The following is a 12742-nucleotide window of genomic DNA, read 5'->3' on the forward strand; positions in this document are numbered from 1 at the left end:
GTTCTCGGAAATTCAGGCCACGGCCAATAGCGGCGAGCGCGCATCGGCGAAGGGCACGGCCTGGTGCCAGCCGTGCGCGAGCCGCAGCACCTCGAGGTCGGCGCCGGGCCGGCCGATCAGCTGCAGGCCCATCGGCAGGCCGCGCGTCGCGCCGTCGGGCGAGAAGCCGGCCGGCACCGCCATCGCGGGCAGGCCCGCGAGCGAGGGGCCGATGGTCACTTCCATCCAGCGGTGGTAGGTGTCCATCGCGCGGCCGCCGACCTCGCGCGGCCAGTGCAGCTCGGCCGGCAGCGGAAAGGCCTGCGCGGCCGGCAGCACCAGCACGTCGAAGCGCTCGAACAGCTTCAGCAGCGTGGCATGCCACCGTGTGCGCGTGACCGCGGCCTCGTGCAGCGCGGGCACGGCCAGCCGCTGGCCCTGCTCGATCTCCCAGCAGGCCTCGGGCTTGAGCTTCGCGCGCAGCGCCGGATCGGCATGCAGGCCCCGCAGCGCGCCGGCCACGATGAAGCCGCGCAGGCGCAGCCAGGCGGTCCACAGCGCGTCGAAGTCGAAATCGGGCACGGCCGGCTCGACCGTGCAGCCCAGGGTGTCGAAGTGGCGCAGCGCCGCCTCGCACAGCGCCATCACGCCGGGGTCCATCGCCAGGTGGCCGCCGAGGTCGCCGAGCCAGGCCACGCGCGTGCCGCGCAGCTCGGCATCGAGCGGCTGCGCGAAGGCCTCGCCGTCGCCGGCCAGGCTCAGCGGCGAGCGCGGATCGTGGCCGGCCTGCACCGACAGCAGCCAGGCCACGTCCTCGGGCGTGCGGCCCATCGGCCCTTCGCAACCCAGTTGCTGGAAGAACAGCTCGGGGCCGGGCCCGGTCGGCACGCTGCCCAGCGAGGGCCGCAGACCGTAGACATGGTTCCAGGCCGCCGGATTGCGCAGCGAACCCATCATGTCGCTGCCGTCGGCCACGGGCAGCATCTGCAGCGCAAGCGCCACCGCGGCACCGCCGCTGCTGCCGCCGGCCGCGCGGTCGAGGTTCCAGGCGTTGCGCGTGGTGCCGAACACCGTGTTGTAGGTGTGCGAGCCCAGGCCGAACTCGGGCGTGTTGCTGCGCCCGACGAAGATCGCGCCGGCGCGGCGCAGCCGCTCGACCATGATCGCGTCGTGCGGCACGAGCTGGTTGGCGAACAGCGGGCTGCCCATGGTGGTGGGAATGCCGGCGGTGGCCACGAAGTCCTTGGGCGCCATCGGAAAGCCGTGCAGCCGGCCCACCGGCTCGCCGCGCGCCAGCTGCTCGTCGCAGGCATCGGCCTCGCGCAGCATCCGTTCGGGCGGCTGCAGCGAGACCAGCGCATTGACCTTCGGGTTGAGGCTCTCGATGCGCGCCAGGCAGGCCTGCATCAGTTCGCGGCACGACAGCTCGCGGCGCTTCAGCGCGGCGGCGAGCGCGCGGGCGCTCGGCAAGGTGGACGGAAAGGACGACATATGGCGATCGACGATAGCGATCGCGCCGCGAAGCGGATATCAAGAATTGGCAAACCTGGCGTGCCGCGGCCCCCGGGATTCCCCTGGGTCGCCCGGTGGGCCCTTCAGTGGTGCATCAGCGCCGCGCCACGCAGCGTCTGCGACGGCAGCTCGCCGAACTGGCGCCGGTAGTCGGTCGCGAACTGGCTCAGGTGCCAGAAGCCCCAGTGCGCCGCGACGTCCTGCACCGAGCCGGCACCGAGGCGCTTGAGCTCGCGCCGCACGCCGTTGAGGCGCAACGCCCTGAGGTAGCGCGCAGGGCTCAGGCCCAGCGTTTCCTGGAAGCAGTAGTTGAGCTTGCGCTGACTCGCGCCGATGCGGCTGCAGACCTCGAGCATCGACAGCGGCTCGTCGGGCCGCGACATCATCAGCTCGCAGGCACGGCGCACCACGCGGCGCTGCGCCTCGGTGGAGCGCAGCTCGCGCAGGTCCACGTCCTCGGGCAGCGCCTCGAGCCAGGCCAGCAGCACGTCGTCGCGCAGCTGCGTGGTGGCGGTCGGGTCGGCGAGCAGAGCGGGCATCGCGTCGAGCGCGGCGAAGGCGCCGAGCAGCGTGCCGCGCAGCGCGCGCATGGTCGCGTCGTCGAAGTGCAGCACCACGCGCCGCGCCAGCCAGGCCGGCGGGCCGCGCTCGTCGAGGCGCTCGGCCAGCGAGCGCAGCAGCGCGTTGTCGACCACGATGCCCATCAGCTCGAAGCCCGGCGGACTGCACAGGTCGAGCTCGTCGCAGCGCCCGACCATCACCGATCCGGTGTCGAGCCGCTGGCCCGAGAAGCGCGCCTCGCCCTCCTGCCGGCAGGTCAGCGCGAAGCCGCAGCACTCCGGATTCATCTCGCCGTGCTGGCGCAGCGCGCGGTTGGTGGTCTCGCGCACCAGCCGCAGGCCCGGCAGCTGCACATGGTCGAGAAAGCCCGCGAAGCTGCCGCCCGAGAGCATGTCGCACTCCAGGTGCCAGCCGCTCTGGCTGCTGGCATAGGCGTCGATGTCGTGCGTGGTGAGGGTCCAGCGCTCGATGGGAAGGCGGGGGGTGGAGGCGGTCTGGCAGTTCATGGCGGATATCCACGGGACGGGGATCCCCTGGACCGAAGCAAGCTCCAGACCAGATTGTTTCGTTGACAACGATCTCAAAGCACCGGGAGAAACCCTCGGCGCCCAGGTCCGAATGCCATCGGATCCGTGCGACCCGAAGAGAATGCCTGGCGATCCACGAACGCCAGGAGACTGCATGAGCCCCCAAGCCACCGGCCGGCTTCAAGGAAACGACCTGATCATCGAGCGCAGGTTTCGCGCGCCCATCGACGACGTCTGGGCCAGCATCACGAGGCCCGAGAAGACCGCGCTCTGGTTCGGACCCTGGGAAGGCGAGGCCGGCCAGGGCATGACGGTGCGGCTCCAGCTGGTGCACGAAAAGGACCAGCCCTGGACCGACCTGAGGATCGATGCCTGCGAGGCGCCACATCGCCTCGCGGTGGCGACCGTGGACGAGTTCGGTGAGTGGCGCATGGAGCTGACGCTCGCGCAGGAGAACGACGTCACCACGCTGCGCTTCGTGCAGCGACTGAGCGATCCCGCGCTCGCGGCAGAGGTGGGACCGGGCTGGGAGTACTACCTCGACATGCTGGTCGCCGCGCGCGAGGGCCGCGCGCTGCCGTCCTTCGGCGACTACTACCCCGCGCAGAAGGCCCACTACCTCCAGGGCCTGTAACCCGCCTACTCGAGCTCGCCGCTGGGCTCGAAACCCGAGGTGCTGTCGAACAGCTTCTGCACGAGGGCCTGCAGCACGCGCCGCTCGTCGGCCGAGAGCTGCGCGAACAGCCGCTGCGCGGTGTCGTGCGCGAGCGGCACCATGTCGCGGTAGAGCGCGAGGCCTTCCTCTTCCAGCGAGACGATGACCTTGCGCCGGTCCTCGGCGGAAGGGTGCATGTTGGCCAGGCCGAGATCGACCAGCCGATGCTGCGCGCGGCTCACGCGTGCCTTGTCCATGCTGGTCTTGCGCGCGATCTCGAGCGCCGACAGCGCGCCGTACTTGCCGAGCACCACCACGATGCGCCACTCGGGGATCTGCAGCGCGAAGCGGCCGGCGATCGCCTGGCCCACCGACTGGCTCACGCGATTGGCGACCACCGAGAGCTGGAACGGCAGGAAGGTCTCGAGGTCGAAGGCATCGGCGATCGAGCGCGGCGGCGAGGAGTTGCGTGAACGGGGCACGGTGCGAGTGAGGAGGTGGAGTGCGCGGACAGTATAGGAACGCGTTCATGCATCGCGACGATGGACGCACGAGGTTTGCCAGTTTTCGATAACGCGGCGGGGGGTGCGATCCCTATCGTCGCGGCATGGACTATCCCGAACTCGCCCTGCACATCGCCGGCCGATGGCGCACGCAAACCGCGGGCGGCCAGCGCGCCGTCGTCGATCCCGCCACCGAAGCCACCCTCGCGCAACTGCCGCTCGCCAGCCGCGACGAACTCGCGCAGGCCGCCGAGTCCGCGCGCCGCGGCTTCGCGCTCTGGCGCGCGAAGAGTGCGCTCGAGCGCTGCAACATCCTGCGCACCGCCGCGCAGACGATCCGCGACCGGGCGAAGGCCATCGCGCAGGTGCTCACGCTCGAACAGGGCAAGCCGCTGGCCGAGTCGCTGCGCGAGGTCACGCTGTCGGCCGACATCGTCGACTTCCAGGCCGAGGAAGCCAAGCGCCTGTACGGCCGGCTGGTGCCGCCGCGCGTCGAGGGCATCCTCTCGCAGGCGGTCACGCGCCAGCCGGTCGGCCCCGTGGCGGCCTTCACGCCGTGGAACTTCCCGGCCAACCTGCCGACGCGCAAGCTCGCGAGCGCACTGGCCGCGGGCTGCAGCGTGGTCATCAAGCCGGCCGAGGAGACGCCGGGCACCTGCATGCTGCTGGTGCGCGCCTTCCTCGACGCGGGCGTGCCGCCCGATGCGCTCAACATGGTGTGCGGCGATCCGGCCGAGGTGTCCTCGTTCCTCATCGACCATCCCGCGATCGCCAAGGTCTCGTTCACCGGCTCGGTCGCGGTGGGCCAGCTGCTCGGCGAACAGGCGGCGCGCCACGTCAAGCGCTTCACGGGTGAGCTCGGCGGCCACGCGCCGGTGATCGTCTGCGAGGACGCCGACTTCGCGTTCGCGCTCAGGAACTCGATCGCCGCCAAGTTCCGCAACGCGGGCCAGGTCTGCGCCTCGCCGATCCGCTTCTACCTGCCGCGCGCGCGCTTCGATGAATGGGCCGAGGCCTTCGTGCAGGCCGCGCGCGCGCTGCGCATCGGTGCCGGCACCGATCCCGCGACGCAGATGGGCCCGCTCGCGCATGCGCGCCGCATCGAGGACATGCAGCGCTTCGTCGACGATGCCGTCGACCGCGGCGCGCGGCTGCTGTGCGGCGGCCGGCGCATCGCGCGGCCCGGCTACTTCTTCGAGCCCACGGTGATCGCCGATGCGCCCGACGACAGCCGCGTGATGCGCCAGGAGCCCTTCGGCCCGATCGCGGTGCTGCAGCCCTACGACACGCTCGACGAAGCCATCACCGCCGCCAACGCCCTGCCCTACGGCCTCGGCGCCTATGCCTTCACGCGCGACCTGCGGACCGCGCACCGCCTGGGCGAAGCGCTCGAGGCCGGCATGGTCGGCATCAACCACTTCGGCGTCTCGCAGCCCGAGATGCCCTTCGGCGGCTGGAAGCAGAGCGGCATCGGCCAGGAGATGGGCGCCGAGGGCCTGCTGCACTACACCGAACTCAAGACCATCACCGTGGGAGTCCCCGCATGACGACAACAGACATCGACGCACTCAAGGAAGACAACGCCCGCTACCTGTGGCACCCCATGGCCCATCCGCAGACCATGCAGAAGAGCAAGCCCGACATCGTCGCGCGCGGCCAGGGCTGCTGGATCTGGGACGTGGACGGCCACAAGATGCTCGACGGCGTCGGTGGCCTGTGGGCCGCGAACCTGGGCCACAGCAACCAGGCCGTGCGCGACGCCATCGTCGCGCAGCTCGACGAGCTGCCCTTCTACAACGTGTTCCGCGGCACCACGCATCCGCGCGCGATCGAGCTGTCGAAGCGCATCGTGCAGACGATGGAACCCGACGGCGTGGCCGCGGTGTTCTTCAGCAACGGCGGCTCCGACGCGGTGGAGGGCGCGCTCAAGCTCGCGCGCCAGTACTGGAAGCTGCAGGGCCAGGCCGACCGCCACAAGTTCATCGCGCTGCGCCAGGGCTACCACGGCGTGCACTTCGGCGGCATGAGCGTGAACGGCAACCTCAACTTCCGCCGCGCCTACGAGCCCCTGCTGCCCGGCTGCTTCCACGTCGACACGCCGTGGCTCTACCGCAATCCCTACACGCAGGACCCCGAGGCGCTCGGCGAGATCTGCGCCACGCTGCTCGAGCGCGAGATCCAGTTCCAGGGGCCCGATACCGTGGCCGCCTTCATCGCCGAGCCGATCCAGGGCGCCGGCGGCGTGATCGTGCCGCCGCCCAACTACTGGCCGCGCGTGCGCGAGATCTGCGACAGGTACGGCGTGCTGCTGATCGCTGACGAGGTCGTCACCGGCTTCGGCCGCGGCGGCGCGCTGTTCGGCACGCGGCTGTGGAACGTCAAGGCCGACCTCTGGTGCCTGGCCAAGGGCATCTCCTCGGGCTACGTGCCGCTGGGCGCCACCGCCATCGGCGCCAAGGTGGCCGAGGTCTTCCTCGACGACCCCACGGGCCAGGCCGCGGTGGGCCATGGCTACACCTACAGCGCGCATCCGGTGGCCGCGGCCGCGGCGCTCGCCACGCTCGACCAGATCGAGGCACTCGACGTGCCCGGCAACGCGGCGCGCGTGGGCGCGCATTTCCAGGCGCGCGTGCGGCCCTTCGTCGACCGCTTCAGCTTCGTGGGCGACGTGCGCGGCATGGGCCTGATGCTCGGCATCGAGATGGTGGCCGACAAGGCCACGCGCACCACGCTGCCGCGCGGCAACCCGATCGCCGCGAAGGTGGCGCAGGCGGCCTACAAGCGCGGTCTCATGGTGCGCATCTCGGGCCCGAACCTGATCCTGTCGCCGCCGCTGGTCATCACGCGCGAGGAAGTCGACTACATGGTCGATGCGCTCGAGGGCGCCTTCGCCGACGTGGAAGCCACGCTGTGAGCAAGGTGCCGACCGTCCTGCTGATCGGCACCGCCGACACCAAGAGCGCCGAGCTGCTGTTCATGCGCGAGTGCATCGAGGCCGGCGGCGGCCGCGTGGCGGTGATGGACGTGGGCGTGCTCGACGGCGCGCCCTTCGTGCCCGAGATCACGAATGCCGAGGTGGCCACGGCTGCCGGCCGCAGCGTGGCCGAGGTGGCGGCCAGCGGCGACGAGAACAGCGCCATGACCCTGATGGCGCGCGGCGCCGCCAGGCTGGCCGCGCGCTGGCATGCCGAGGGCCGCATCGACGGCCTGCTGGCGCTCGGCGGCACCATGGGCACCGATCTCGCGCTCGAGGTGGCGCAGGCGCTGCCACTGGGCGTGCCGAAGGTGGTGGTCTCGACTATCGCCTACTCGCACCTGCTGCCGCCCGAACGCATACCGCCCGACCTGATCATGGTGCTGTGGGCCGGCGGCCTCTACGGCCTCAACAGCCTGTGCCGCTCGGCCCTGAGTCAGGCCGCGGGCGCGGTGCTCGGCGCCTGCCGCCAGGCGCGCGCGCCGGCCTTCGAGCGGCCGCTGGTCGGCATGACCTCGCTGGGCTCGAGCGCGCTGACCTACATGAAGACGCTCAAGCCCGCGCTCGAGGCGCGCGGCTACGAGGTCGCGGTGTTCCACACCACCGGCATGGGCGGGCGCGCCTTCGAGGCGCTGGCCGCCGAGGGCCGCTTCTGCGCCGTGATGGACTTCAGCCTGCAGGAACTGGCGAACCAGCTCGGCGGCTCCTGCGTGACCGCGGGGCCCGACCGGCTGCTGGGCGCCGGCCGCGCCGGCACGCCGCAGATCGTGGCGCCGGGCGCCATCGACATGCTCGATTTCCCGGCCTGGCAACCCACGCCCCGAGGCCTCGAAGGCCGGCCGGCCCACACGCACAACCGGCTGCTGGCCTCGGCGCTCAGCGCGCCCGAATTCCGGCGCGGCGTGGCGACCGAGATTGCCAGCCGCCTGGCACGCGCCGAAGGCGCCACCTGCGTGCTGCTGCCGCTGCAGGGCATCGAGGGCTGGGACCGGCCCGGCGAGCCGCTGCACGATCCCGAAGGCCTGGCCGCCTTCACCGGCGCGCTGCGCGACAGCGTCGGCGCCACGCGCATGATCGAGCTCGACGCGCACATCAACGACGCCGCCTTCTGCGAGGCCGCGCTGCAGGTGTTCGATGCCTGGGTCGCCGACGGCACCGTGCCCGCGGGGAGGCCGGCATGAGCACAACGCAGGCCCTGGTGCTCGACTTCGGCGGCGTCATCAGCCGCACGCTGTTCGAGACCCATGCGCTGACCGAGGAAGCGCTCGCGCTGCCGCGCGGCACGCTGACCTGGCGCGGCCCCTTCGACCTCGCGAGCGATCCGCTGTGGCGCGACATGCAGGCCGACAAGCTCTCGGAGCGCGACTACTGGATGGCGCGCACCCGCGAGGTCGGTGCGCTGGTGGGCGAGCGCTGGGAGGCGATGGAGACCTTCGTGCAGCGCGCGCGCGGCGCCGATCCCGAGGCCGCGATCCGGCCCGAGGCGCTGGCCGCGATCGAAGCCGCGCGCCGCGCGGGCTGCCGGCTCGCGATCCTCTCGAACGAGCTCGACCTGTTCTACGGCGCCGACTTCCGCCGCCGCCTGCCATTCATGGCGGCCTTCGACGTGGTGGTCGACGCCACCCACACCGGCATCCTCAAGCCCGATGCGCGCGCCTACCGGCAGTGCCTCGACGAACTCGGCCTGCCGGCCGAGGCCTGCGTGTTCGTCGACGACCAGCTGCGCAACATCGCCGGCGCCGAGCGCGCGGGCCTGCGCTGCGTGCACTTCGACGTGATGCAGCCGGCCGCGAGCTACGCGCGGGCTCTCGCGCTGCTGGGCATTCCCTCTTCCTCTTCGCAACGACCATGACCCCGACCTTCGAACCCACCGTGCCGCGCGAACGCGTGCAGGCCCTGATGCGCACCGAGCAGGAGCGCTACGCGCGCACCCATGCGCGATCCGGCGAACTCTTCGCGCAGGGCCAGCAGGCCTGGCTCTACGGCGCACCCTCGCACTGGATGCGCCGCTGGATCGGCGGCTGGCCGCTCTACGTGCAGGACGCCAAGCTGCCCTACGGCGCGCGCTTCGTCGACGTCGACGGCCACGGCTATGCCGACTTCTGCCTCGGCGACACCGGCGGCATGTGCGGCCATGGCCACCCGGCGGTGGTCGAGGCGCTGGCGCGCCAGGCGCGCATCGGCAGCTCGCTGATGCTGCCCACCGACGACGCGGCCTGGGTCGGCGAGGAACTCGCGCGCCGCTTCGGCCTGCCCTACTGGAACCTCACGACCTCGGCCTCGGACGCCAACCGCGCCTGCATCCGGCTCGCGCGCATGGTCACGGGCCGGCCGCGCGTGCTGGTGTTCTCGGGCTGCTACCACGGCTCGGTGGAAGAGGCGCACGTCGAGCTGCGCGATGGCGCGGTCGCGATGCGCAACGACATCCATCCCAACGGCTTCCCGCACGACCGCCTGTCGGCCGTGGTCGAGTTCAACGACCTGCCCGCGCTCGAACGCGCGCTGCGCGCGGGTGACGTGGCCTGCGTGCTGGCCGAGCCGGCCATGACCAACTACGGAATGATCGCGCCCGCGCCCGGCTTCCACGATGCGCTGCGCCGCCTCACGCGCGAGACCGGCACCCTGCTGGTCATCGACGAGACCCACACCATCTCGAGCGGCCCCGGCGGCTACACGCGCGCGCACGGCCTCGCACCCGACATGTTCGTGATCGGCAAGGCCATTGCCGGCGGCATTCCCGCCGCGGCCTTCGGCCTCAGCGCCGAGACCGCCGAGCGCGTGTGGCAGGTGCTGCCCAAGCTGCATCCCACCAAGCGCCAGTCGGCGCATGCAGGCTTCGGCGGCACGCTGGCCGGCAATGCGCTCACCGTGGCCGTGATGCGCGCGGTGCTGTCGCAGGTGCTGACGCCCGAGGCCTTCGATCGCATGCTCGCGCTCGCCGAGCGGCTGGCCGATGGCGTGAACGCGAGCATCGCCAGGGCCGGCCTGCCCTGGCACGCGACCCAGGTCGGCGCGCGCGTCGAGACCCTGTTCTGCCCCGACGCGCCGCGCAACGCCGCCGACGTGCGGCGCACGCGCGACGGCGAGCTCGAGGCGCTGCTGCACCTCTACATGATGAACCGCGGCGTGCTGATCACGCCCTTCCACAACATGATGCTGTGCTGCCCCGGCACCACCGAACGCGAAGTGGACGAGCACGATGCGGCCTTCGCCGATTTCGCGCGGGAGTGCAGCGCATGAGCGGCAACGATCCCTTCGGTCTGCAGGGCAAGGTCGCGCTGGTCACCGGCGGCGGACGCGGCATCGGCGCCGCGATCGCGCAGGCCTTCGCCGAGGCCGGCGCCTCGGTGCTGATCGCCAACCGCACCGGCAGCGCCGGCGAGGCCGTGGCGGCCGAGCTGCGCGCGCGCGGCTTCGCCGTGCAGGCGCTGGCCTGCGACATCGGCCGGCGCGACGAGGCCGAGCGCGCGGTGGCCGAGGCGGTGCGCGCGTTCGGCGCGCTCGACATCGTGGTCCACAACGCCGCCGTCAATCCCTGGGCCGCCATCGATGCCATGAGCGACGAGCAGCTCGAGCGCACGCTGGCCGTGAACCTCAAGGCCTGCTTCTGGCTCGCGCAGGCGGCGGTGCCGCACCTGCGCGCGCGCGGCGGCGGACGGCTGCTCGTCACCTCCTCCGTGACCGGCCCGCGCGTCGCGATGCCCGGCAGCGCCCACTACGCGGCCAGCAAGGCCGGCGTCAACGGCTTCATCCGCAGCGCCGCGCTCGAGTACGCGCGCGAGGGCATCACCGTCAACGGCGTCGAGCCCGGCTACATCGCCAAGCAGGGCGGCTCGCTGCTGTCCGATCCCGCGAAGGCCGCGCGCATCGCGCGCCACATCCCGATCGGCGAGCTGGGCCGGCCCGAGGACATCGCCCTGGCGATGCGCTTCCTGGCGAGCCCCGCCGCGCGCTACATCACCGGGCAGACCCTCGTGGTCGACGGCGGCTCGACCCTGCCCGAGAGCCCATTCTTCGCGGAGCAGGCATGAGCAACGGAAGGTTGCAAGGCAAGGCCTGCCTCGTCGTCGGCGCCGCGAGCGGCATCGGCGCCGCGGTGGCCGCGCGCTTCGCGAGCGAGGGCGCGCGCGTCGCGGTCGCCGGCTGGCCGCGGCCGCAGCCGGTGGGCGACGGCCCCGCGCTCGACTGCGACGTGACCGACGACGCCGCCGTGCGCGCGGCCGTGGCCGCGGTGCTCGCGGCCTTCGGCCGCATCGACGTGCTCGTGAACTGCGCCGGCATCGTGCGCAACGACGACGCGGCCGACATCGACGACGAGGACTGGCGGCGGCTGCACGAGGTCAACCTCGGCGGCACCATGCGCTGCCAGCGCGCGGTGCTGCCGGGCATGGTGGCGCAAGGCGGCGGCGCGATCGTCAACATCGCCTCGGTGGCGGCCTTCAATGCCGGCGCCGGCATGGCGAGCTATGCCGCCAGCAAGGCCGGCGTGGTCGCGCTCACGCGCTCGGCCGCGCAGGCCTACGGGCCGCGCGGCGTGCGCGTCAACGCCCTGTGCCCCGGCTGGGTCGACACGCCGATGAGCCGGCAGGAGATGCGCGACCTCGCGGCCGAGCACGGCATCTCCGAGGAAGCAGCGCATGCACGGACCGTGGCGCGCATCGCGCTCGGGCGCATGGCCTCGGCCGAGGAGATGGCGGGCGCGTGCCTGTTCCTCGCGAGCGACGAGGCGTCGTTCGTGACGGGTGCGGCGCTGGTGGCGGATGGGGGGGCGCGGGTGCCGGCGTCGGCGCGGTCGGCGTAGCCCGCCTCGCGCCGGAACCGGTTTTCTCCGCAATTCATGCGGAGAAAGAGCGCGGGAATCGCCGCACCGACGCGGCGGCGGCGTCGTCCTCGGTCAAAGGATGGCCCGATAGGTGGAAAGCGCCCTGACGGTCTGCACCAGCCCTTGTCGCAACAGGACATCGAGGTAACGGTCCACGTCCAGCGGCGGATTCTTCAACTGTGCCCGCTGCTTCTGCGCCGCGGTGACGATAGCGGCCGCATCCAGGTCGAACAGGTTGTCGATGAACAGGTCCGGGTGCTGCGCCTCGACGCCGTAGGGCGAAAGCGCAGTCTTCGGAAAATCTTTCTCGTTGAAGGTCACGATGACGCTGGCCCCACAGCGGATGGCCGCCGCAAGGACGTGCCGGTCATCGGGGTCTGGCAGATTCAATCCGGCGACCAGATCTTCATGGCCCGAAACGAGGGCGTCCGGGATCGCCTGGTCCATCAAGGCCGACGTGCGGTCGATCTGGTCCGCATGCAGGTCCGGCCGGTTGAGGCGCAGGTTGCGCTTCCATTCCTCGTGAATCCGCGTGCTCCAGCGCGCCCGGAAGCGCCCCGAAAGGCCCAGCCACATGAGGAAGTCCCGCAACGGCGCCGGATACAGCACGCACGCGTCGTAGACGACCGTGAATGGCGACTGCCTCATTCGTAGCCCATATCGAGTTCCTGTGCCTGCTTCGCCAACGCCGCCATGGCGTCCTCGCTGGCCTGGTCTCGCCGGGCCTTGAATCGCATCAGGTCGGCAAACCGGACGCGCCGATGCTTGCCGGCCCGATGGAAGGGCAGCGCACCTTCTTCCAGCAGCTTGACCAGGTGCGGCCGCGACACGTTGAGCATGTCGGCCGCCTCCTGGGTCGTGAGCTCGGCATGGACCGGCACCACCTTGACGGCATTGCCCTCGGCAAGCTCGGCCAGGATGTCCACCAACAGGCGCAGCGCGGAGGTGGGCAGTTCCACGCGATGCGCCTGATTCCTGTCGTCGAAGATCTGGATCTGCTGCGTTTCGAGGCGCGTGGCCAGGAACGCGGCCAGGGCCCGCTGCCCCTCCATGGCGGCCTGGACCTCCCGCTCGACGGGCAGCGACACGTTGGAAGGGGGGGCGGTGGGCATGGGGATTTCCTGCTTGGGAGAGAGGGTGCCGTCGATTTTATTCGAAACAAACGAAAATCGAAATGAACGAAATGCTTGCCTTGTCACGCCATCCAAA

General features: G+C 71.5%; 13 protein-coding genes. 8 read left to right on the forward strand and 5 right to left on the reverse strand.

Annotated elements, in window-relative coordinates:
* Positions 1 to 12: 12 nt before the first annotated feature.
* Both KV106_RS30100 and KV106_RS30105 read right to left on the reverse strand, forming a co-directional pair.
* A complete protein-coding gene (locus KV106_RS30100; RefSeq protein WP_261214633.1) occupies positions 13 to 1470 on the reverse strand; it encodes an amidase in 1458 nt (485 codons plus the stop codon).
* A gap of 104 nt (positions 1471 to 1574) precedes the next feature.
* Positions 1575 to 2558 carry a helix-turn-helix domain-containing protein gene (locus KV106_RS30105; RefSeq protein ID WP_057590106.1) on the reverse strand — a complete coding sequence of 328 codons (984 nt, stop codon included), beginning with the start codon at positions 2556 to 2558 and terminating at the stop codon, positions 1575 to 1577.
* Positions 2559 to 2733: 175 nt separating this feature from the next.
* On the opposite strand from KV106_RS30105, the gene KV106_RS30110 reads away from it, so the two are divergent.
* Entirely contained in the window at positions 2734 to 3213 is a 480-nt protein-coding gene (locus tag KV106_RS30110) for an SRPBCC family protein (protein WP_261214636.1), read from the forward strand.
* Between the two features lie 5 nt (positions 3214 to 3218).
* On the opposite strand, the gene KV106_RS30115 is transcribed toward KV106_RS30110, so the two are convergent.
* Positions 3219 to 3716, reverse strand: coding sequence for a MarR family winged helix-turn-helix transcriptional regulator (locus KV106_RS30115; RefSeq protein ID WP_261214638.1), 498 nt, complete (start codon positions 3714 to 3716; stop codon positions 3219 to 3221).
* A gap of 125 nt (positions 3717 to 3841) precedes the next feature.
* Between KV106_RS30115 and KV106_RS30120 the strand changes: the two genes are divergently transcribed.
* Genes KV106_RS30120 through KV106_RS30150 form a run of 7 tightly spaced genes read left to right on the forward strand, consistent with a single transcriptional unit; the run spans position 3842 to position 11512 of the window.
* Positions 3842 to 5284 carry an NAD-dependent succinate-semialdehyde dehydrogenase gene (locus KV106_RS30120; RefSeq protein WP_261214640.1) on the forward strand — a complete coding sequence of 481 codons (1443 nt, stop codon included), beginning with the start codon at positions 3842 to 3844 and terminating at the stop codon, positions 5282 to 5284.
* Positions 5281 to 6651 (forward strand): aminotransferase class III-fold pyridoxal phosphate-dependent enzyme, encoded by a 1371-nt coding sequence (locus KV106_RS30125; RefSeq protein WP_261214642.1) that lies wholly within the window; start codon positions 5281 to 5283, stop codon positions 6649 to 6651. Before KV106_RS30120 ends, KV106_RS30125 begins: the two co-directional genes overlap by 4 nt.
* Positions 6648 to 7892: a Tm-1-like ATP-binding domain-containing protein gene (locus KV106_RS30130; RefSeq protein ID WP_261214644.1), complete on the forward strand. Its 1245-nt coding sequence runs from the start codon at positions 6648 to 6650 to the stop codon at positions 7890 to 7892. Before KV106_RS30125 ends, KV106_RS30130 begins: the two co-directional genes overlap by 4 nt.
* A complete protein-coding gene (locus KV106_RS30135; protein WP_261214646.1) occupies positions 7889 to 8563 on the forward strand; it encodes an HAD-IA family hydrolase in 675 nt (224 codons plus the stop codon). Before KV106_RS30130 ends, KV106_RS30135 begins: the two co-directional genes overlap by 4 nt.
* Positions 8560 to 9951: a transaminase gene (locus tag KV106_RS30140; RefSeq protein WP_261214652.1), complete on the forward strand. Its 1392-nt coding sequence runs from the start codon at positions 8560 to 8562 to the stop codon at positions 9949 to 9951. Before KV106_RS30135 ends, KV106_RS30140 begins: the two co-directional genes overlap by 4 nt.
* Positions 9948 to 10742, forward strand: coding sequence for an SDR family oxidoreductase (locus tag KV106_RS30145; protein ID WP_261214654.1), 795 nt, complete (start codon positions 9948 to 9950; stop codon positions 10740 to 10742). The genes KV106_RS30140 and KV106_RS30145 overlap by 4 nt, the downstream gene beginning before the upstream one ends.
* The gene (locus KV106_RS30150; RefSeq protein ID WP_261214655.1) at positions 10739 to 11512 is read left to right on the forward strand and encodes an SDR family NAD(P)-dependent oxidoreductase; all 774 of its coding nucleotides are present in this window, start codon (positions 10739 to 10741) and stop codon (positions 11510 to 11512) included. Before KV106_RS30145 ends, KV106_RS30150 begins: the two co-directional genes overlap by 4 nt.
* 93 nt (positions 11513 to 11605) lie before the next feature.
* Here the strand turns inward: KV106_RS30150 and KV106_RS30155 are convergent, their stop codons facing one another.
* A complete protein-coding gene (locus KV106_RS30155) occupies positions 11606 to 12181 on the reverse strand; it encodes a PIN domain-containing protein (RefSeq protein ID WP_057590114.1) in 576 nt (191 codons plus the stop codon).
* On the reverse strand, positions 12178 to 12645 hold the full coding sequence (locus KV106_RS30160; protein WP_057590115.1) for a helix-turn-helix domain-containing protein: 468 nt from the start codon (positions 12643 to 12645) through the stop codon (positions 12178 to 12180). The genes KV106_RS30155 and KV106_RS30160 overlap by 4 nt, the downstream gene beginning before the upstream one ends.
* Positions 12646 to 12742 lie beyond the last annotated feature (97 nt).

It is taken from the genome of Variovorax endophyticus (assembly GCF_025376855.1).
Lineage (GTDB): Bacteria > Pseudomonadota > Gammaproteobacteria > Burkholderiales > Burkholderiaceae_C > Variovorax.

Bases quoted from the DNA above. Each gene is read 5' to 3' on its own strand.
- KV106_RS30100 (WP_261214633.1), bottom strand. From the start codon at position 1,470: ATGTCGTCCTTTCCGTCCACCTTGCCGAGCGCCCGCGCGCTCGCCGCC.
- KV106_RS30105 (WP_057590106.1), bottom strand. From the start codon at position 2,558: ATGAACTGCCAGACCGCCTCCACCCCCCGCCTTCCCATCGAGCGCTGG.
- KV106_RS30110 (WP_261214636.1), top strand. From the start codon at position 2,734: ATGAGCCCCCAAGCCACCGGCCGGCTTCAAGGAAACGACCTGATCATC.
- KV106_RS30120 (WP_261214640.1), top strand. From the start codon at position 3,842: ATGGACTATCCCGAACTCGCCCTGCACATCGCCGGCCGATGGCGCACG.
- KV106_RS30125 (WP_261214642.1), top strand. From the start codon at position 5,281: ATGACGACAACAGACATCGACGCACTCAAGGAAGACAACGCCCGCTAC.
- KV106_RS30135 (WP_261214646.1), top strand. From the start codon at position 7,889: ATGAGCACAACGCAGGCCCTGGTGCTCGACTTCGGCGGCGTCATCAGC.
- KV106_RS30140 (WP_261214652.1), top strand. From the start codon at position 8,560: ATGACCCCGACCTTCGAACCCACCGTGCCGCGCGAACGCGTGCAGGCC.
- KV106_RS30145 (WP_261214654.1), top strand. From the start codon at position 9,948: ATGAGCGGCAACGATCCCTTCGGTCTGCAGGGCAAGGTCGCGCTGGTC.
- KV106_RS30150 (WP_261214655.1), top strand. From the start codon at position 10,739: ATGAGCAACGGAAGGTTGCAAGGCAAGGCCTGCCTCGTCGTCGGCGCC.
- KV106_RS30155 (WP_057590114.1), bottom strand. From the start codon at position 12,181: ATGAGGCAGTCGCCATTCACGGTCGTCTACGACGCGTGCGTGCTGTAT.
- KV106_RS30160 (WP_057590115.1), bottom strand. From the start codon at position 12,645: ATGCCCACCGCCCCCCCTTCCAACGTGTCGCTGCCCGTCGAGCGGGAG.